The sequence below is a fragment of the Kitasatospora sp. NBC_00240 genome, from assembly GCF_026342405.1.
Lineage (GTDB): Bacteria > Actinomycetota > Actinomycetes > Streptomycetales > Streptomycetaceae > Kitasatospora.
The window spans coordinates 7,015,622-7,035,399 of sequence record NZ_JAPEMU010000001.1; the positions used below are offsets into that span (position 1 = coordinate 7,015,622).

At 74.1% G+C, this 19,778-nt stretch carries 14 protein-coding genes and 1 pseudogene; 7 read left to right on the forward strand and 8 right to left on the reverse strand.

Features of this window, described 5'->3' with window-relative positions:
- Position 1: 1 nt before the first annotated feature.
- Positions 2 to 3,922, forward strand: a complete 3,921-nt coding sequence (locus OG689_RS30025; protein WP_266323981.1) for a hypothetical protein — start codon at positions 2 to 4, stop codon at positions 3,920 to 3,922.
- A gap of 78 nt (positions 3,923 to 4,000) precedes the next feature.
- On the opposite strand, the gene OG689_RS30030 is transcribed toward OG689_RS30025, so the two are convergent.
- Positions 4,001 to 5,023, reverse strand: coding sequence for a mechanosensitive ion channel domain-containing protein (locus OG689_RS30030; RefSeq protein WP_266323982.1), 1,023 nt, complete (start codon positions 5,021 to 5,023; stop codon positions 4,001 to 4,003).
- Positions 5,024 to 5,309: 286 nt separating this feature from the next.
- Between OG689_RS30030 and OG689_RS30035 the strand changes: the two genes are divergently transcribed.
- From OG689_RS30035 to OG689_RS30045, 3 genes are all read left to right on the forward strand, one after another.
- Positions 5,310 to 8,111 carry an alpha/beta fold hydrolase gene (locus OG689_RS30035; RefSeq protein WP_266323983.1) on the forward strand — a complete coding sequence of 934 codons (2,802 nt, stop codon included), beginning with the start codon at positions 5,310 to 5,312 and terminating at the stop codon, positions 8,109 to 8,111.
- Positions 8,108 to 8,977 (forward strand): ABC transporter permease, encoded by an 870-nt coding sequence (locus tag OG689_RS30040; RefSeq protein WP_266323984.1) that lies wholly within the window; start codon positions 8,108 to 8,110, stop codon positions 8,975 to 8,977. The genes OG689_RS30035 and OG689_RS30040 overlap by 4 nt, the downstream gene beginning before the upstream one ends.
- Positions 8,978 to 9,055: 78 nt before the next feature.
- A complete protein-coding gene (locus OG689_RS30045) occupies positions 9,056 to 9,484 on the forward strand; it encodes a nuclear transport factor 2 family protein (protein ID WP_266323985.1) in 429 nt (142 codons plus the stop codon).
- A 277-nt stretch (positions 9,485 to 9,761) separates the two neighbouring features.
- Here OG689_RS30045 and OG689_RS30050 read toward each other — a convergent pair whose 3' ends face one another.
- The gene (locus OG689_RS30050; RefSeq protein WP_266323986.1) at positions 9,762 to 10,700 is read right to left on the reverse strand and encodes a DMT family transporter; all 939 of its coding nucleotides are present in this window, start codon (positions 10,698 to 10,700) and stop codon (positions 9,762 to 9,764) included.
- A 155-nt stretch (positions 10,701 to 10,855) separates the two neighbouring features.
- On the opposite strand from OG689_RS30050, the gene OG689_RS30055 reads away from it, so the two are divergent.
- On the forward strand, positions 10,856 to 11,308 hold the full coding sequence (locus OG689_RS30055) for an Lrp/AsnC family transcriptional regulator (protein WP_266323987.1): 453 nt from the start codon (positions 10,856 to 10,858) through the stop codon (positions 11,306 to 11,308).
- An 82-nt stretch (positions 11,309 to 11,390) separates the two neighbouring features.
- Here OG689_RS30055 and OG689_RS30060 read toward each other — a convergent pair.
- Both OG689_RS30060 and OG689_RS30065 read right to left on the reverse strand, forming a co-directional pair.
- Positions 11,391 to 11,585 (reverse strand): annotated as a pseudogene (locus OG689_RS30060) (EamA family transporter); the annotation flags it as partial.
- Positions 11,586 to 11,668: 83 nt separating this feature from the next.
- Positions 11,669 to 12,658, reverse strand: a complete 990-nt coding sequence (locus OG689_RS30065; RefSeq protein ID WP_266323988.1) for a helix-turn-helix domain-containing protein — start codon at positions 12,656 to 12,658, stop codon at positions 11,669 to 11,671.
- 71 nt (positions 12,659 to 12,729) lie between these two features.
- On the opposite strand from OG689_RS30065, the gene OG689_RS30070 reads away from it, so the two are divergent.
- Both OG689_RS30070 and OG689_RS30075 read left to right on the forward strand, forming a co-directional pair.
- A complete protein-coding gene (locus OG689_RS30070; protein WP_266323989.1) occupies positions 12,730 to 14,040 on the forward strand; it encodes an MFS transporter in 1,311 nt (436 codons plus the stop codon).
- A gap of 103 nt (positions 14,041 to 14,143) precedes the next feature.
- The gene (locus tag OG689_RS30075) at positions 14,144 to 15,232 is read left to right on the forward strand and encodes a Scr1 family TA system antitoxin-like transcriptional regulator (protein ID WP_266323990.1); all 1,089 of its coding nucleotides are present in this window, start codon (positions 14,144 to 14,146) and stop codon (positions 15,230 to 15,232) included.
- Positions 15,233 to 15,263: 31 nt separating this feature from the next.
- On the opposite strand, the gene OG689_RS30080 is transcribed toward OG689_RS30075, so the two are convergent.
- The 4 genes from OG689_RS30080 to OG689_RS30095 form a co-directional block, all read right to left on the reverse strand.
- A complete protein-coding gene (locus tag OG689_RS30080) occupies positions 15,264 to 16,490 on the reverse strand; it encodes an MFS transporter (RefSeq protein WP_266323991.1) in 1,227 nt (408 codons plus the stop codon).
- 81 nt (positions 16,491 to 16,571) lie between these two features.
- Positions 16,572 to 17,069 carry a GNAT family N-acetyltransferase gene (locus OG689_RS30085; protein WP_266323992.1) on the reverse strand — a complete coding sequence of 166 codons (498 nt, stop codon included), beginning with the start codon at positions 17,067 to 17,069 and terminating at the stop codon, positions 16,572 to 16,574.
- On the reverse strand, positions 17,059 to 18,411 hold the full coding sequence (locus tag OG689_RS30090; RefSeq protein WP_266323993.1) for a DUF6271 family protein: 1,353 nt from the start codon (positions 18,409 to 18,411) through the stop codon (positions 17,059 to 17,061). Before OG689_RS30090 ends, OG689_RS30085 begins: the two co-directional genes overlap by 11 nt.
- A complete protein-coding gene (locus OG689_RS30095; protein WP_266323994.1) occupies positions 18,408 to 19,439 on the reverse strand; it encodes a phytanoyl-CoA dioxygenase family protein in 1,032 nt (343 codons plus the stop codon). The genes OG689_RS30090 and OG689_RS30095 overlap by 4 nt, the downstream gene beginning before the upstream one ends.
- Positions 19,440 to 19,778: the final 339 nt, after the last annotated feature.

Sequence of the window (19,778 nt, forward strand, 5' to 3'; positions counted from 1 at the left end):
GATGGCTGTCGAACTCCCCGAACCCCTGCAGTGGGTCCTGCTGTTGCTCGCGGGCACCCGGTGGCCCGAGGCGGACGAGGACGGCCTGCGCGGCATGGCCGAGCACTGGCGCAGCACGGCGAGCGTCCTCAAGGACGTCGGCGAGGGCGCGGACGCCGGCATCAGGCGCGCGCTGGAGGGCCAGCAGGGTGTGGCGGCCACGCGGTTGACCGAGTACTGGGCCAAGTTCACCGTCGGCAAGGGCGAGGAGGAGCCCGGAGCCTTCCCCGGGCTGGTCACCGCCTGCGAGGGCATGGGCGAGATGCTGGAGGCGATGGCCAACTCCGCCGAGACGGCGAAGATCCAGATCATCGCCCAACTCGGCATCCTGGCCTTCGAGATCGCCACCGCCGAGTTCGAGGCGCCGTTCACCGCGGGCCTCTCGCTGGCCGAGATCCCGGTGTTCGTCGGCATCAGCCGTACGGTCGTCCAGCAGATCCTGAAGAAGCTGGTGGTCGAGGCCCTGGAGTTCGCCGCCAAGCAGGCGGTCCAGATGGCCGCCATCAACCTGCTCGCCCAGTCCATCCAGGTCGCCGAGGGCCACCGCAGCGGCATCGACCTGAAGGAGGTCGGCCAGAGCGCCGCGGCCGGCGCGGTGGCCGGTGCCGCCGGGAACCTGCTCGGCAAGGGCCTCGGCTCGGCCGGTTCGAAGATCGGGCTGGGCCGGGCGATGGGCACCGTGCCCGGCCGGATGGTCACCGGCGCGGCGGTCGGCGTCGGTGCGGACGTCGCCGCCCAGGTCGTGACCACCGGCGAGGTGGACAGTCACAGCCTGCTCGGCTCCGGGCTCAGCGGAGCCGCGGGCGCCGGCCTGCACGCCGGTGGCGCCGCGCTGGGCGCGCACTTTCGGGCGCCCGCGGAGGCGCCGCACGGCGGCGTGCCGATGGGCGGTGGCCCGGCGGCGGAGCCCGGCGCCGGTACGCACGTCCCGGCGGGGGACGGGTCCCGTGGTCCGGTGCCGGAGGAGGGTTCCCGTGGTGGGGTGCCGGAGGACGGGTCCCGTGGCCCGGTGCCGTCCGGTGGCGCGCCCCGGGACGGGGTTCCGGCGGGTGATCCGGTCACCACGGCCCGGTCCGTCCCGGCCGACGCACCTTCCACGGCTACGAACGCCGCTCCCGGCGGCAGCGGGCAGGAGGGCGCGTCCGGCGGGAGTCACCGGCCCGCGACGGCTGCCGACGGTGCTGCCGCCCAGGCCGGTCCGGGGCCTGCGGGCGCGGGGGCGGCTACGGGTGCGGCGCACCTGACGGCACCGGAGGGCGGGGCCCAGGCGCCGGCGCATGCCTTCGCGGCTCCTGCCGGGGGCGCGGCCTTCGGGCACCCCGACGCCGTGTCCGGGCCCGGCGGGACTGCCCCGGGGCACGGCGGGACTGTTCCGGGGCACGGCGAGGCCGCGCCCGGAAGCGGGGCACACGGCTCGGTGGCTCCGGGCGACGGCCGGCCTTCGCCGCATGCGGCGGGCGAGGGCGCGGCCCCGGCGTACCCGGGTGACGCCCGGGTCTCCGGGGACGCCCTGACCGGCGGTGCAGCCGGGCGGCCGCACCCCGACGCGGGGCCCACGGGCGCCGTTCCCGGGGAGGCCGCGCCCGGATCGGGCCACGTGGCCGGGCAGCCACCGGGCCACGTACCGGGCCATGTACCGGTGTCCGAGGCCGCGCACCTGCCGGTGTCCGAGGCAGGGCCCGAGGCGGGGGCCGCGGGTCGGCCGGGCGGGGCGGGGCCGGTGCACGAGTTCGTACCGTCCGGGCAGCAGGCTGGGGGCCCGGCGGTGCACGCGTTCGCGCCGTCGGCGCACGACGGTGCGGTGGCTCCCGGGGCGCCGTCGCCGCACGAGGCCGGGCCGGTCGGCGCGGCGCACGGAGGTCCGGAGGGACCAATCTCCCACCCGCTGCTGCCGGATCCGGCAGGGGCGCATCCGACTCCGGTGCATCCGGCGGGCGGTGAAGGCCCGGCCGGGGTGCACGAGCCGGTGCAGGCGGCCGGTCGGCCGGGGCATGCGGCCGAGGTGCCGGCGCTGCACCTGCCCTCCGGCGAAGGGCCGGTGGCGGCGGGTCGGCCGGGCGAGCCCGGTCAGCCCGGACGGCTGTCGGAGGGTGGCGCCGGGCGGGCGCCGGAGGTTCCGCAGCTCCGGCTGCCCTCCGCGGAGAGTCCGGTGACGGGGCGTCCGGCGGAGTCCGGGCCCATGGCCGGGCACCCCGGCGCGGAGTTGCCGCAGGGGCCCCGGCTGGCCGCCGGGCCGGCGGTGGCCGAGGCCGGTGCGCCGGTCGCGCCCGCCCCGGAGGGGCATCCGGTGGCGCAGTCGTCCGCCTCGGCGGGTGCCGCGCTGCCGGGCCTGCCCGGAGCGGCCGCCGGGTTCGCCGGCGGGCACGCCGGTCCGGTGCCGGCGCATGCCGCAGGCTCGGCGCACGCCGCAGGACCGGTGGCCACCGCCGGGTCGTCGTTCATCACGGGGCCGGTGCGGCCGGAGGTGCACGAGGGTGCCGGGGCGGCCGTTCCGGAGCGGCTCGGCCGGCCGGGGTCGGATCCGGGCGCCGGTCCGTCGCACCGGCCGGTGCCGGTGCGGCCCGGCGGGGAGTTCACCACCGGCCGGGTGTCGCCGGCCGGTGGACGGGCGGAGCCCTCCACCGGGGCCGATCTGCCGGTGCGGGCCGAGCGGCCCGGCGCGGCGCGGCGGGGGCGCACCCTGCACGAGCACCCGACCGGTCCGGCGCTGTTCTTCCCGATCCGGACGGCCGAACCGGGCCGGCAGTCGGTGTTCCACAAGGCCTTCGACAAGGCGGGGGCCCTGCTGCGGACCCCGGCGGGCGTGAACGGGCTGAAGGAGATCCTCACCCGGCAGGACCGCCCCTGGAGCAAGTACCGGACGATGCCGTCCGGGTCCGGGGCGCCCCTCGCGGGGATCCACCTGAACAAGCGCACCAACACTCTGCGGACCGAGTTGGACCCGACCACGCTCAACGAGCGCTCCTCGGCGCTCGCAAGCCGGATCAGGAACCTGACCGAGGACACCATCCTGCGGCTGCGTCCGGACAAGTGGGCGGGGACCGGGCAGGAGCGGATCGAGACGGCGGGCCGCCTGGACCACCGGACGGCCGACTACTGGGCCGGGCAGGACCGCCGCCGCGAGGATCTGGACGCCATGGTGGTGGCCGACACCCTGCGGGCGCCCGCCGGGCTGTCACCGGCCGTGCTCGGCCGGGTCGACGCGGTGCTGCACGGGGCGCCGGACGCGATCACCGGCGCCGCCGGCGTCCTCGCCGAGCACCCGGGCTTCGTCCTCGGCGAGAAGCACTCGGCCTCCGACAGCTGGCCCTTCCTGAAGCAGAACATGGCCGCCCTACGGGAGCAGGGCGTCGACACCGTGTATCTGGAGGCCCTGCGCGGGGACAGCTACCAGCGGTTCCTGGACGCCTACCTGGCGGCCCCGCGGACGGCGCCGATGCCGCCGGAACTGGACACGATGGTCGGCCTCTACGACCGGACGCAGGGGTCGCGGCCGGACAACGGCCTGCGGCAGATGCTGGAGGCGGCCAAGGCGGAGAACGTGCGGGTGCAGGTCGTCGACGGGTACCCGGCCCGTCGCGGCGCCGGACCGTGGGCCCTGTACGAGCGGGCGGCGCGGATGAACACCTATGTCGCCGACGCCGTCGCGGGGGACCGGGTCGGCCGGGAGCAGGGGAAGTTCCTCCTGGTGGTGGGGGAGAAGCACGTCCACCGGCACGAGGCGCCGCCGGGGGCGACGCCCGAGGGCGGGATGCGTTCCGGGCTGCCTGCGCCGGGGCTCGCCCAGCTGCTGGACGTGCCCGGTCTCAAGCTGGTGGCCGCGCCGGAGGGCACGCCCGGGGAGGGCCTGTCACTGACCCGGCTGCCGTCGGAGCAGGGGTAGCGGGGTGGCCGGTCCGCTCGTCGGCCGGACCGGCCGCGCGGGGTGGAGCTGTCGACCCCGCGTGCGCCCCGGCGCCCGTCAGCCCTCGCCGGTGCGCAACCGGGGCAGCGCGCCCGGGTGCTCGTCCCGCAGGTAGGCGATCAGCTGCTCCCGGACGGTGAAGCGGAGCAGGGCCGCGTCGTCGGGGGTGCGGGCGGTCATGGTGGCCCGGACGACCAGCGTGCTGGGGGTGCTGTCGATGACCTGGACCGCCCAGGCGGTGCCGTCCCACAGCGGGGAGGCGCCCAGGCACCGGTGCAGGGCTTCGCGCAGCGCGTCCACCGGGGTCGTGTGGTCGAGGTGCAGGACGACGGAGGCGAGCATGCCCGGGTCCTCGCGGGTCCAGTTCTCGAAGGGTCGGTCGACGAAGTACGAGACGGGCACGATCAGCCGGCGCTGGTCCCAGAGGAGGATCACCAGGTAGGAGAGGGTGATCTCCTCGACGACGCCCTGCTGGGCGTCGACCACCACGGTGTCGCCGATCCGTACGGTGTCGCCGAAGGCGATCTGCAGGCCGGCGAAGAAGTTGCCGAGCGCCGACTGGGCGGCGATGCCGACGACGATGCCGAGGATGCCGGCCGAGGCGAGCAGCCCGGCGCCGACGGCGCGCATCGCCGAGAAGGTCAGCAGCATCACGGCGATGGTGACCACCACGATCACCGCGCCGACCACCCGGCGGAGCATCCCGATCTGGGTGCGCACCCGGCGCAGCCGGGCGAGGTCCCCGGTGCGGGTGCCGTACCGGCTGAGGAAGGCCTCCAGCCCGGCCGCGACGACCCGGACGGTGAGCCAGCCGAGTGCGGCGAGCAGCAGGAGCAGTTCGGCGTGGCGCGGTCCGTCGCCCTCGATGCCGAAGGCCCGCTCCAGCGGCCGGGTCGCCATCAGCAGCGAGGCGAGGACCACCAGTTGAAGCGGGATCCGGCAGCGCCGGAGCAGCGGCCAGACCGGTGCCTCGGGGCGCCGGGCGGCCACCCGTTGCAGTACCTGGTCCACGAGCCGGCCGACGGCGAGGGTCACGACGAGGATGACGAGCAGGACGGTGAGCGGCCAGAGCACGGGCACCTCGGCGGGATCGACTCCGGGATGATTCGCACCATATCGTGACAATCCGGCCCGCTAGGAGTGCCGGCGCTCGATGTCCCGGTCGGATGTCCGGGTCGGATGTCCGTGGGTCCGGTGTGCGGGCCGATGCCCGGCCGTGCCCGGCCATGCCGGCCGCCCGCCGCCCGTGGCCCGGAGGCCCGGTGGCCCGGTGCAGCGGGGCAGGTGAGGGGGCGTGCCCGGGCGGACGGGTGTCCCGGCCGCCTTTACGGCTTCCCTACCCGAGACGCCCATAGGATCGCTGTTCATGGAGTTCGGTGGGGCATGGCGCCGTTGGCGCGGGCGCGGGACGTTCACGACCCGAAGGCTGGTGGCCGCCTCGCTGGCGGTGGCGGCGGTGGTCGGTGTGGGTACCTGGACGGCGGTCGCGGCGGACGGCGGGGCGGCCGTCCACCAGGAGGACCACGTCCTGCAGATGCCCGAGACCCCGGGCAGCGCGCAGACCGTGGGTCTGGACACCTCGTACTTCACCACCGGGACGAGCCCGCGCCCCGCCGTCCTGCTGGCCCACGGCTTCGGCGGCAGCAAGGAGGGCGAGCGGGCGCGCGCCGAGCAGCTCGCCCGCTCCGGCTACGCCGTCCTCACCTGGTCGGCCCGCGGCTTCGGCCGCTCCGGCGGCCGGATCGGCCTGAACGCCCCCGACCGGGAGGTCGAGGACGTCAAGCACCTGGTCGACTGGCTCGGCGGGCGTCCCGAGGTACGGCTGGACGGCCCGGGCGACCCCAGGGTCGGCATCACCGGCGCCTCCTACGGCGGGGCGGTCGCCCTGCTCGGGTCCGCGGCCGATCCGCGGATCGACGCCGTGGGCAGCCAGATCACCTGGTGGAACCTGGCTGACGCGCTCTTCCCGCAGGGCGTCCAGCAGGGCCCGCAGGCCGTCCCCGGCGGGGCGGCCGTGGACGGCGTCTTCAAGAAGCTCTGGGCCGGGATCTTCTTCACCACCGGCTCGGCCGGCGACCTCGCCGACCCGCAGGGCACGAAGAGCGGCCCCGAGCCGGCGCCGGCCGGGCCGGTCGGCTGCGGCCGCTTCCTGGACGAGCTCTGCGCGATGTACGACCGGGTGGCCACCACCGGGCACGCCGACCCGGAGGCCGTCGCGCTGCTCGACCGCTCCAGCCCGTCCTCGGTGGCGGGCCGGCTCAAGGCGCCGACCCTGGTCGTCCAGGGCCAGCAGGACTCGCTCTTCCCGCTCGACCAGGGCGACGCCATCGCCAAGGCGGTCGCCGCGAACGGCGCCCCGGTGGCGGTGGACTGGTTCGCCGGCGGCCACGACGGCGGCACCGAGAGCAGCGAGCGGGTCGACGCCCGGGTGACCGGCTGGTTCGACCACTGGCTGAAGGGCGCCGGGAACGACATCGCGCCCGCCTTCCGGGTCACCCGGACCGGCGGCGTCGACTCCACCGGGTTCCAGGCCGTGCTGCGCGGCGCCACCGCCGACGCCTACCCCGGCCTGGCCGGCACCGGCTCCCGCAGCGTCGAACTCGCCGGCGCGGAACAGGCCTTCGCCAACCCGCCGGGCGGCGCGCCGCCGAGCATCTCCACCCTGCCAGGGATCGGCGCGCTGGCGCAGGCCGCCTCGCTCGGCGGCGGGCTCTCACTGGACTTCCCCGGGCAGAACGCGACCTTCGACTCCGCGCCGCTGGGCACCGCCCTGCACCTGACCGGGCAGCCGACCGTGCCCGTCCGGGTGAGCGCGGACCGGCCCGAGGCCGTGCTGTTCGCCAAGCTCTACGACCTCGGACCGGACGGGAAGCAGAGCCTGCCGCAGCAGCTGGTCGCCCCGCTTCGGGTCACCGGCGCGGACGTACCCGGCGGCCGGACCGTGCAGGTGGCGCTGCCCGCCGTCGACCACGACTTCCCCACCGGGCACCGGCTGCGGCTGGTGCTCGCCAGCACCGACCTGGCGTACGCCTCGCCGGCCGAACCCGCCACCTACCGGGCCGCGGTCGCAGGCCCGGTCATCCTGCCGACCGTCGATGCGCTGAAGACCGAGGCGGCGCCGCTGCCGGCCCGCACCTGGGCGCTGCCGCTGGTCGCCCTCGGGGTCGCCGCCCTGCTGCTGCTCGGCCGGCGCGGCCTGCGGCGGCGCGGGCAGCGGCGGGCCCCCGACCCGGCGCTGGCCGGCGTACCGCTGCAGATCAGCGGCCTGAGCAAGCGCTACAAGGGCGCTGCCGACCGGTACGCCGTCCGCGACCTGGGCTTCCGGGTCGAGCAGGGCCAGGTGCTGGGCCTGCTCGGCCCCAACGGCGCCGGCAAGACCACCACCCTGCGGATGCTGATGGGCCTGATCCGCCCCGACGAGGGCGAGATCCGGATCTTCGGCCACGCCGTCCGGGCCGGCGCCCCCGTGCTCTCCCGGGTCGGCTCCTTCGTCGAGGGCGCCGGGTTCCTGCCGCACCTCACCGGCCGCGCCAACCTCCAGCTGTACTGGCAGGCCACCGGCCGCCCGGCCGAGGACGCCCACCTGGAGGAAGCCCTGGTCATCGCCGACCTCGGCGAGGCCCTGGACCGCGCGGTGCGCACCTACTCCCAGGGCATGCGCCAGCGCCTGGCGATCGCCCAGGCGATGCTGGGCCTGCCCGACCTGCTGATCCTGGACGAGCCCACCAACGGGCTCGACCCGCCGCAGATCCGCGAGATGCGCGAGGTGATGATCCGCTACGCGACCGCCGGGCGCACCGTCATCGTCTCCAGCCACCTGCTCTCCGAGGTCGAGCAGTCCTGCAGCCACCTGGTGGTGATGGACCGCGGCCGGCTGGTCAGCGCGGGCGCCGTCGCCGACATCGTCGGCGCGGGCGAGATGCTGCTGATCGGCACTCCCGGCGGGTACGGGCCGGACGAGCTGGCCGTCGCCGCCGACAAGACGGCCGCGCTGGCGGGCGTCGGCTCGGCGGAGGTCACCGAGGGCGGCCTGCTGGTACACCTGGACGGCATGACGGCCGGCCAGCTGATCGCCGAACTCGTCCGCCTCGGCGTCCCGGTCGAGCGCGCCGGACCGCACCGCCGCCTCGAGGACGCCTTCCTCTCCCTGATCGGAGGCTCCGCGTGAGCACGCCCACCGCCGTCGGGCCTGCGCCCGACCACGCCGCCGGCTACCGGGCCGGGCGGACCCTGCCGCTGCGGGTCGAGGCCATGCGCCAGTTGCGCCGGCGCCGGACGATGGTCGTCGGCGGGGTGCTGGCGGCGATGCCGTTCATCATCCTGCTGGCGTTCCAGATCGGCGGCACCCCCGGCCGGGCCGACCGGACCACCTTCATCGAACTGGCCACCTCCTCCGGCCTCAACTTCGCCACCACCATGCTGTTCATGGGCACCGGATTCCTGCTGGTGATCCCGGTCGCGCTGTTCTGCGGCGACACCGTCGCCTCCGAGGCCAGCTGGTCCTCGCTGCGCTACCTGCTGGCCGCGCCCGTCCCCCGGGCCCGGCTGCTGGCCCGCAAGTTCGCGGTCGGACTGGCCTTCTCGGCCGCCGCCATCGTGCTGCTGCCGCTGATCGGCCTGGCCGTCGGCACCGCCGCCTACGGCTGGGGGGACCTCCGGCTGCCGGCCGGCATCAGCCTGCCCGCCTCCGTCGCACTGCCTCGGCTGGCGATCGCCGTCGCCTTCGTCTTCCTTGCCGAACTCGTCATCGCGGCCCTGGCGTTCTGGCTCTCCACGGCCACCGACGCGCCACTCGGCGCGGTCGGCGGCGCCGTCTTCGCGTCCATCATCACCGGCGTGCTGGACGCCGTCACCGCCCTCGGCGGCCTGCGGGAGTGGCTGCCCGCGCACTGGCAGTACGCCTGGGCGGACGCCCTGCAGCCGCAACCGGAGTGGGGTGGCATGCTGCAGGGCGTCTCGCTCTCCGTGTCGTACGCGATCGTGCTGCTGGCCCTGGCCTTCCGGGGCTTCGCCCGCAAGGACGTGGTGTCGTAGCAACGGCGGCCGGTCACTTGTCGTAGGTGCTTGTTACCGTCGTGGCGTCACGACGGTGAGGTACTCAAGGGGGGTCTTGTGAGCGACCAGGACATGCGCGCGTTCGGTACCGAGCTGTTCGACCGGTGGACGGCGCTGTGGAACGGCGGCCTCGGTCTCGCCGGCGAGATCATGGCGCCCGACTTCGCGCTGCGTTACGCCCAGGCCGGTACCGAGGCCTTCGACGAGATCCGCACGCCGCAGCAGCTCGCCGGGATCGTCGCCGCCTGGCACACGTCCCGCACCGGGCTGGTCTTCGCGGCGGAGGGGACTGCCGTCGTCGATCTCGCCACCGTCGACGGCGCGCCGGCCGGTCTCGTCGCCCGGCCCTACCTGGCCAGCTTCGTCACGGCGGACGGGGAGAAGGTCGCCAGGAGCGGCGTCGACATCCTGAGGGTCGCCGACGGCCTGATCGTGGAGGTCTGGTCGGTCTCCTCCGGCGCCGCCGGCCGGACCTTCTACCGCTGAGGCGAGGCGCGCAGCCGGCGGGGGTGCCGTCGGCCGGGTCGCGGGAAGTGCAGGTTCAGGACGGGCGGAGCCGTGCATCAGGGCCCGCACGGAGAAGGGATGTGACTGCGGTCGGTGGAAGGGGCGGGTGTCGCGGCGGTGAGTGGTCCAGGCGCGGTGGATGAGGCCACCGAGGGTGGAACGGCTCACGGCCGCGGACTGGTGACCGCTCCCCCGGGGGTGTGAGGACCGGCGGCGACCGGGGTGCCGCCGGACCGCACACCCCGGGGGCCAGGCCTCAGACCCGGCCGGACAGTGCGGGCTCCTGAGCCACCGCCTGTCCGGTGCTCCGGGTGCGTTCGACCATGCCCAGGGCCACCCCGGCGACGATGATCGCGCCGCCGGCGAGCTGGGCCGGCCGGACGGACTCCCCGTTGACCAGCACCGCCCCCAGTACGCCGAAGGCCGGCACCAGGTTGAGGATGTTCACCGCGACACTGGAAGTCATCCGGCGCAGACCGTAGTTGTAGAGCAGGAAGCCGCCCACCGAGCAGGCCACCGCCAGGTAGGCGAGCAGCACCGAGGCGCCCGGGCCCGGCAGCCGGAAGTCCCGCACCTCCAGCAGTGAGGCGAGCAGGAACCCGCCGGCCCCGGCCGCCGTCTGGTGGTAGGTGAGGCTCACGGCGTCCTGGCCCTTGCCCGCGTACTTGCCCAGCACGTTGTACCCGGCCCAGACCAGGCCGCCGAGCAGCAGCAGGACGTCCCCGAGCCAGCGCGAACTCCCGCCGACCTGAGCCCCGTTGCCGACCACCATGGCCGCTCCGGCGGTCGCCAGCAGCACCCCGGCGACCCGGGTCGCCGGCAGGCGGGAGCGGAAGGCCAGCAGCTCCAGCAGCATGGTCATCAGCGGGTAGGTGGCGACGATCAGCGAGGCGTCGGAGGCGGTCGACAGCTCGACACCGACGTTCTCCAGCACGAAGTACGCGGTGATGCCGAGCAGTCCGCTGAGGTGGGCCAGGCGCCGCTGCCGGGCGTCGGGGCGTACGCCGGGGTTGCGCCGCAGCCGGGCCATCACGCCGAGCAGTCCGGCGGCCAGGGTGAAGCGGACGGCGCCGATGGTCAGCGGTCCCACCTCGTCCAGCACCCGTTTGGTCACCGCGTACGAGCTGCTCCAGAAGAGGGCCGCCGCCACCACCGCGCAGATCGCCCGGACTTCGCCGTTCCGTCCGTCCCGCACCGTCGCCACTCCTCTTCGCCGTCCCGCCCGGAGCGCCGGGCCAGGACGGCATGCGGCGAATATTGAACGAGGGATCTGCCGAGAAGGTAGCAAGAAGAACAGAGATCTCTTCTATACTCCGAACGAAATTCGGCCTGCGGGCGACAGGGGTGAACGTGGACGAACTTGATTCGGCGCTGGTGCGGCTTCTCCAGGAAGACGGTCGGCGGACCAACCGGGACCTGGCGCAGGAACTCGGCATCGCGCCGTCCACCTGCCTGGAGCGGGTCCGCTCGTTGCGGGAGCGGGGGGTGCTGCGCGGATTCCACGCGGAGGCCGACCTCCCGGCACTGGGCCGGGGGCTCCAGGCCATGATTGCCGTCCGGGTGCGCCCGCCCTCGCGAGCGGTGATCGAGCAGTTCCAGGACTTCGTGGCCCGGATGCCGGAGGTCATCGCCGTCTTCGTGCTGACCGGTACCGACGACTTCCTGCTGCACGTCGCCGTCCGCGACACCGACCACCTGCATGCCGTGGTGCTCGACAAGCTGACCGAGCGCAAGGAACTGGCGGACGTCCGTACCTCGGTCATCTACGGGCACATGCGGAAGAAGGTCGTCGGACCGCTGTGAGGCGGGGCCGGGCTTCCGGAGGCGCGGGTGTGGTGCGCCGTCACCCGCGGCGCACCACTCGTCCCGCGTCACCGGTGGGTGATCAGCCCGACGCGTCCAGGCGTGACTCGGCGACCGCGAGGCCTGCGACGGCCGCGAGCATCAGCACCGTGCCGGCGACCGTGGCCGCGGTGAGCCGCCCGCCGAGGAACAGCACGGCGAGCACCGCCGCGCTGACCGGCTCGACGAGCATCACCAGCGACGCCGTGGCCGCTCGGACGGCGCCCGCCCCGGCGAAGGCGGAGACCGAAGATCACCCGGGTCGATGACCCGGCCGGCGGCGCGGGGCACGGCCTGGCACGGGCATCGGGCAGTCCCCCGCTACCCGGCCTCGCCCGCGCGGAAGGCGCGCCGGTACGCGGCGGGTGTGGTGCGCAGGGCCTCGTGGAATCGCCGCCGCAGGTTGACGGCCGAGGAGAGGCCGACCCGGCGCGCGATGGTCTCCACGGGCAGGTCGGTCTCCTCCAGCAGGGCCCGGGTGGCGGCGAGCCGCCGGTCCAGCAGCCAGCGTCCGGGACTGATGCCCAACTGCTCGGTGAAGCGCCGGGTCAGCGTGCGGGCCGAGACCTGGGAGCGGACCGCCATCTCGGCGACGCTGACCGGCTGGTCCAGCCGCCCGCCCAGCCAGTCCAGCAGCGGGGCCAGCGAATCGGCGACCGGTCCGGAGGTGGGCAGTTCGGCGTACTGCAGCTGGCAGCCCTCGCGGTGCGGCGGCATCACCATCTGCCGGGCGATCCGCATCGCGTACGCGGCGCCCTGGTCGGTGCGCACCAGGTGCAGGCAGAGGTCCACGCCGGCCGCCGATCCGGCGCTGGTGGCGACGTCGCCGTGGTCCACGTAGAGCACCGCGGGGTCGACCCGGACCCGCGGGAACCGGGCGGTGAGCTCGGCGGCCCTGGCCCAGTGGGTCGCGGCCCGCCGGCCGTCCAGCAGGCCGGCGGCGGCGAGCACGAAGGCACCCGAGCAGATGCCGACGATCCGCGCGCCGCGCAGGTGCGCCCGGCGGACCGCCGCGACCACCGCCGGCGGCACCTCCGCGTCGGCCGGCTGCTCCCAGCCGGGCACCAGCATGGTGTCCGCACGCTCCAGCGCGTCCAGTCCCGCCGCGACCAGCAGGTCGTAGCCGACCCGGGTGCGCACCGGGCCGGGGTGCTCGGTGCAGACCTCGAAGGCGTAGCGGGCGGGGATCGCCGGGCCGTGGTCGCCGAACACCTCGGTCGCGCAGGCCAGCGGGAAGGTCGACTGCGGGGGCTGCAGCAGGGCCACGACCCGGTGCGGCGCCAGGGGCTTCGGCAGCGGACGAGGCGTCATGGCGTGAAAGTACCCCATCATGTCGTTCCGGACACTGGGGTGATCGATTGGTCCAGACCACCATCGATACCGTGACCACCGCGCAGAGCCAGACCCGGCAGGCCCGGGCCCGAATCCCGTCCGCCCGGCCCCCACTGTGGGACCGGCGCTTCACCCTCTACTTCACCGCCCGCGCCGTCTCGCTGGTCGGCGACGCGATGATGCCGGTGGCCGCCGCGCTCGCCGTCGGCGCGCTCTACGGGATCTCCGGGGTCGGCGCCGTCCTCGGCGTCTGGACCGGGACGGTCGTCGTTTTGGTCCTGTTCGGCGGGGTGCTCGCCGACCGGATCGGGGCCCGCCGGATGATGGTCGGCGCGGACCTCGCGCGGGTGCTCACCCAAGGTGTCCTGGCCGCCGCGTTCTTCGCCGGGGCGCCGCCGTTCTGGCTGCTGGTGACCATGGCGGCACTGGCCGGCGCCGCCACCGCGATGTTCCAGCCCGGCGTGAACGGAATGGTCCCGCTGGTGGCCCGTGAACCGCACCGGGCCAACGCCACGCTCAAGGTGGCCGACGCCCTCGCCCAACTGCTCGGCCCGGCCCTGGCGGGCCTGCTGATCGCGCTGACCGGCGCCGGGACGGTGTACGCGATCGACGGCGGCACCTTCCTGCTCAGCGCCCTGTGCCTGTCGCTCATCCGGTTCGCCCCCGCCGACACGCCCGCGGACGCCCCGACCGACGCCGACCCCGCTGCCCACAGCGGTGGTTCCCTCCGCCGGGATCTGCGCCAGGGCTGGCAGGAGTTCCGTGCCCGCACCTGGATGTGGGCGGTGATCCTGATCTGGATGGGCTACGGCGTGCTGCTCTTCGGCCCGCTGGTACCCCTCAGCTCGGCACTGGTCGGCGCCCGGCTCGGCCCGAACGCCTACGGCCTCGCGGTCTCCTTCCTCGGCGTCGGGACGGTCCTCGGCGGCCTGCTGGCCCTCCGGGTGCGCCCGGCCCGGCCGCTGGCTGCCGGCACGGCGGCGATGGCGCTGTACACCGTGCTGCCACTCTGCGTGGCGCTGGGTGCGAACCTGCCGGTGCTGCTCGCCTGCCACGTCCTCGGCGGCGGCGCCTGGGCGTTCTGGTCGGTGATGTGGGCGACCAGCGTGCAGACCCACACCCCGCCGGCGGTGCTCAACCGCGTCACCGCGTACGAGCTGGCCGGCTCGGTCTCCGGGATCGCCCTCGGCCAGATCCTGGCCGGGCCGGCCACCGCACTGGCCTCCCCGGCGCGGCTGCTGCTGGTCTCGGCGGGCGCCTGCCTGGCGGGCTGCGTGGCACTGTTCGCGACCCCGGCCATCCGCGGACTGCGGCGGGCCGCTCCCGCGGAGGACGGCGGGCCGGTGAGTCACCGAAGGTGATGAAGTTGTCACATTCCGCTGCTGAAGACCTTCGGCGAACAGTACGCTGACGATCTGTCAGCCGATCACCGCACGGCGTCTGCCGCCACCACCGGAGTGAGCCATGACCGGTCGCAAGCCCGCCACCCCGCCCGCCACCCCGCCCGCGCCCCCGTCGCCGCCGCTGCGGGCCAGCGCCGGATCGGTCTTCGGCGGCCTGGTCCGCCGCACCCGGGAGGCGAGGGGGATGTCGCAGGGTGACGTGGCGAAGCTGATCCCGTGCAGCCGCCCCCACCTCACCCGGGTCGAGTCCGGCACCCGGGTGCCCCAGCGCAACTTCGTGACCGCCTGCGACCGGATCTTCGGCACGGGCAGCGAACTGCTGGAGATCTGGGAGGAGATCGACTGGTACGTGCCGGTGGAGCATCCGGACTGGTATCAGCGATTCGTCCGGGCCGAGGCCCAGGCGACCGTGATCCAGGAATACAACTGTGCGTGGATCTCCGGTCTGCTGCAGACCGAACGCTACATGCGTGCGCTCTTCTCGTTTCGTCAGTCGGACGGCGGGGCGGAACTTGTGGAACAGCGCGTGGCGGCACGACTGGACCGTCAGCGACGGCTCGACGAGGCTGACCCGCCACTGTTCCTGATGGTGCTGGCCGAGGCGACCGTACGTCAGGTGGTGGGCGGGCCGGAGGTGATGTACGAACAACTGCAGCACCTGCTTGACCTTGGGCGGCGTCCCAACGTCGTGATCCAGATCGCACCCTTCGGTCTCGGCGCCCGGGTCCCGTTCGACGGCTTCGCCGCCGTTGTCGTATTCCCCGACGGCAAGCGCCGGTTCTACTCTGAGAGTGCCGACCGCGGCCACTTCATCGAGAACCCGCACGAGGTCCAGCGCTTTCAGAGGTCCTTCGATCAACTGCGGGCCGATGCCCTGTCGGCACCCGAGTCGGCGATCCTGATCCAGTCCGTAATGAGAGGACTTCGAAACGTGGCTACCACGGAGACCGACCTGTCCGTCGCATCCTGGCGGAAGGCTTCCTACAGTGGCGGGAACGGCGGCTCTTGTGTCGAGGTCGCCGACAACTTCCCCGGCCTGGTGCCCGTCCGGGACTCCAAGGACCCGGACGGTCCTGCGTTGGTGTTCCGCGCGGAGGCCTGGTCGTCGTTCGTCGACGCCGTGAAAGCGGGTGGCTTCCCGGCTGCTTGAGCCCGGGAAGCCACCCGCCCCCGGGGGGGGGTCAGGCGGCCTTGACCAGGGTGGTCCAGCGGATCCGGGTGCCGCACAGGGAGACCAGCCCGGCCGAGACGGCGACGGCCCCCATGCCCCAGACCAGGCTGCTGCCGCCGGCGATGAAGCCGATCAGGGCGGGGCCGGCCAGCAGGCCGACCGTCCCCATCGCGGCGACCAGGGAGAGCGCCTCCGGGCCCTGCCGGGCGGCGGCCACGTAGACGCAGGGCGTGACGGCCGCGACACCCAGGCCCACGCAGGCGAAGCCGATCAGCGCGGGGACCACGCCGCCGACCAGCAGGGCGGCGGCCAGGCCGGCCCCGGCGAGGGCGGCGCCGGCGACCACGATCCGGCCGTCGCCGAAGCGGGCGCGCCAGCCGTCGGCGAAGATCCGGGCGAGCACCATCATCCCGGACACCATGGCGATGCCCAGCGGTGCGACCCCGGGCGAGGCCTCGGCGACGTCCTTCATGTAGAGGGTGGACCAGTCGTTCATGGCGCCCTCGGTCACGGTGCCGAACACCATGGCGAGGCCCATCCAGAGGACGGCCCGGGACGGCAGCGAGAGCCGGCGCCCGCCCTTCGCCGGCTGCTCGCCGGCCGGCTGGTCGTCGATGGGCGCAGCGTCCGCCTGCGGCTCGTCCTGCGCGGGCGCCGCCCCGGCCGCCCGGTCCTCGGTGAGCAGGCCGCCCTGGGTCAGCCCGACCGCGAGCACCAGCAGCACGGCGGCCACCCCGAAGTGCAGGGCCAGCGAGGAACTGAACGCGTTGACGCCCGAGGCGAGCAGCGCGGCGGTCAGCGAGCCGGCGCTGAAGGTGGCGTGGAACCTCGCCATCACGGTGCGCTCGTACGCGACCTCCAGGGCGGCGCCCTGCGCGTTCATGGCGACGTTGAGGAAGCCCACCGCCACGCCGTCCAGGCAGATGAGCAGCAGGGTGACGGGGTAGTTCGGGGCCACCGCCAGCAGCAGCAGGACCACGACCAGCGCCGCTGCCGAGACCAGCGACAGCAGCCGGGAGCCCAGGCGCTTCATCACGGTCGGCACCAGCGGGAAGGACGCCACCGCGCCTGCGCCGCCCGCCATCAGCAGCAGGCCGACCTGTGCCTCGTTGAGGTCCAGGTGGGCCTTCAGCGCGGGCAGCCGCGACACCCAGGTGGCGTACTGGAAGCCGAGGAAGAGGAACAGGGCGGCGATGGCCACCTGGGCTCTGCGGAAGGGAACTTGGATGCTGGACATGTGTGATTCAGCCCTACTCGGTCTTTCGCTGGTGACCCGTGCAGCGGATCGCTGGTACTGCCGTGCCCCGGCCGGGGCGGTCTACAGGGCCTTGGACATGTAGACCGCGTCCGTGCCGTAGCTCTCGGGGAGGGCGACCTCGGCATGGGTGTCGAACCCGAGCCGGCGCCAGAGGATGTGGCTGCGCTGGACGGCCACCATGGAGATCCGGTCGAACCCCTGCGACCGCGCCTCCTGCTCGATCTGCCGGACGAAGTGCGGCGACAGCCCCCGCGCCCGCAGCTCCTCGGTGATCACGAAGTCGTGCGCGTGCAGGTTCTCCGACTCGAAGCGGGAGGCCTCCGTCAGGGTCAACTCCGGGCATTCGCCGCGCGGGTAGGGCAGGGCCAGCAGGTAGCCGCCGAACCGTCCCTCGTGCTCCAGCACGAAGCAGGTGGACGGTGAGACGCTGCCCCGGGACCGCAGCACCTCCCGCCCCTCGGAGAGGCCGCTCGTGGCGTAGGCGCGCTCCTCCAGCGCCACCACCTCGTCCCAGTCGTCCTCCACCAGCGGGCGCAGCCGGATGCTGTCATCGGCCATGGCCGGCACCCGTCCCCTCGAACGCGGCCGGGCCGACGGCCCGGCTCGCGGCGACCAGCGGTGCCCAGGCCTCGATCAGCGCGGCGAAGGACTCGATGTCCGCCTGCGCCTCGTCCAGCAGCCGTTCCCGCAAGGGCAACAGGTGATCCGCGAACTCCGCGTACTTTCCACCGAGTTGCCGGTACCGCTGGTCGACGACGGCCAGCCGGCGGACGTTCTGCGCGCGGTCGGCCCCGGCGACGTTCCGGGCGAACCCGGCGATCTCGCCGGCCCGGACGTGGTGCTGCTCGTCCAGCAGATCCGGCCCGGCCGCCTCCAGGTCGACGTAGACGGGGTGGAAGTAGAGCATCGACAGCAGGAACTTCACGAACCGCAGCTGGTAGGCGACGAAGCCGGCGCCGGTCCGCCGCTCCGCGGTGTAGTAGTTGACGATGTGCCGGTTGTGCACCACCGCGGGCAGCGGGGCGTGCCGGACCACGTGCAGCAGGAAGTAGTCGCTGCCGATGGTGTCGGTCGCGGGCGGCAGCGGGACCCGCTCGTACAGCTCGCGGTCGAAGCCGATGTTGCACATGTCGAGGCGCCAGATGTCGGGGACGTCCAGCACCGAGCGGTCAGCCGTGAAGGGCTCGGTGCCGGCGCCGACGAACGACTCCTGGACCAGCTCCCCGATCTCCTCCGCGGACCACTCGGGCGGGGCCCACAAGCTGACCACGTCGTGGTAGACGGCGGGGTCCAGCTCCTTGATCTCGCTGACGTCCACCGACAGTTCACCCACGAAGGAGCCGCCGACCATGGACACCGGCTTGCCGCCATGCGCCTGGTCCAGGGCGTTCTCGGTGACGCCGGCGGCCGCCTCGGCGCCGGTCCGGCCGAGCGAGAGCAGCTCGTGGTGGATCGGGAAGACCGGTTCGCCGTCCAGCGTCTGGTAGCCGCTGTCGGAGTCCCGGCGGTGGATCGAGTCGCAGCCGAGGGCGGCGGCCAGCAGGAACGCCCGGTTGGTGCAGGCGCCGTAGGAGACGGCGCCCGGGAGCATCAGGTCGAGCAGTCGCCCGGGGTCGGGGAGGCCGGCGCGTCCGATCGCCGCCCGGAGGAACTCGCGCTGCGCCGCCTCGTCCAGGTGGTGCACGATCACGTTGGGCACGGCGGGGAGTTCGCGGACGGCCTTGGTGTGCTCGGCGAAGCTCGACGGGTCGGCGGAGTCGAGGATCAGCAGTCGGACCTCGACGCCGAACTCCCGTGCGGCGTAGGCGGCTTCCTCGCCGATGTCGGCGATGGTGCCGGTGCAGGCCCGGTTGGTGGGCAGCGTCAGGCAGATCCTGCGCGGGGCGCCGTGGGGGCTCATCGGGCGGACTCCGTCCCGTGCCAGGGGTTGAGGCCCAGCAGCTTCTTGCCGAGGTCGTCGAGTTCGGCGGTGCCGTAGCGGAGGGACTCGTGCTGGACGGCGTCGCCGACCAGGGTGCGGTTCCAGTCCGGGGTGCTCAAGGTGTACCAGGAGTTGATCCGCGAGCGGCGCATCTCCTCGTGCTCCTCCAGCGCGGGCATCATCGAGAGGTACTGGACCGCCCGGACGCCGCCGTCGGAGATGTTGCGGGCCACGCCGTGGGCCAGCGCGCCGTTCCAGATCAGCAGGTCGCCGGCGGACAACTCCGGCCGTACCACCGGGTATTCGTCCCGGTCGACGGCCGGGCGGATCGGGTCGCGGTCGGCCGGCTGGCCGAGCTTCCACTCGTCGAAGCGGCGGAACAGTTCGGGGTTGCACTGGAACCCGCCCCGGTCGGGCGCCGTGTCGTTGAGCGCGATGATGCCCTGGACGCGCTGCGGGACCACGCCGAGGGTGCTGTCGATGTCCCAGTGCAGTTCGATGTCGAACCCGGTGTCGGTGGGTTCGATCAGCGCGCGGTCGCGGTTCCTGATGTTCGGCGGGTTGAGGTTGAGCCGGTCGAGGGTGACCCAGAGCTCCTCGCAGTCCCAGACGTCGACGAAGGCGTCGTAGACACGGCGGCTCTGGCGGCTGTCCCAGAGCAGCTGGTGGTGGTACGCCTCGACGAAGCCGTAGACGTGCAGGTGCCGGTCCAGCTCGTCGCGGTAGGGCCGCTCCTCGTACCAGGTGTCCGGGCGGTCCGGGTCGATGCCCTGGAACTCCCAGGTGAAGTCGAGCAGTCGCTTCGCGGCCTCGGCGGGGATCGCCTCCTTGACCACGACGTAGCCGTAGGTCTGCCAGAAGGCGAGGTCCTCCTCGGAGAGCACCCGCAGGGGCTGCGTCTTGCGGATCTCCCTCAGCGGTGTCTGCGCGAGGTACGACTCGCCGTCCGTACTGAAGTACGGGCGGCCGGTCGCGGCGCGGTGGAGGTAGGGGTCGGTGGTCGGCATGCGGGTAGCTCCAGGCCCAGATGGGTGGTCGGTGGGGTCGAGGGGGCGCCGGCCGGCTCGCGGGACCGCGCTGCCGGGCGGGTGGTGGATCGGCGGGTGGTGGATCGGCGATGGCGGCCCGGCGGCGCTGGACGGTGGTTGGGGAACGGTGCGGCCCGGGCCTCAGGACGGTCGTGAATTCCGGCCGACGCATTTGGCGCCGAGCCTGCGGCGGCGGGTCGGGAACTCTCCCGTCCGGCCGGGCCGGTCGTCCAGGGACGGTTCGGCCGGGGTTATCGGGACCGGGGCCCCCGCGGTTCTCCGGCGGCCTCCCGAGAACGCTCCGGGGAATTGTTCCGG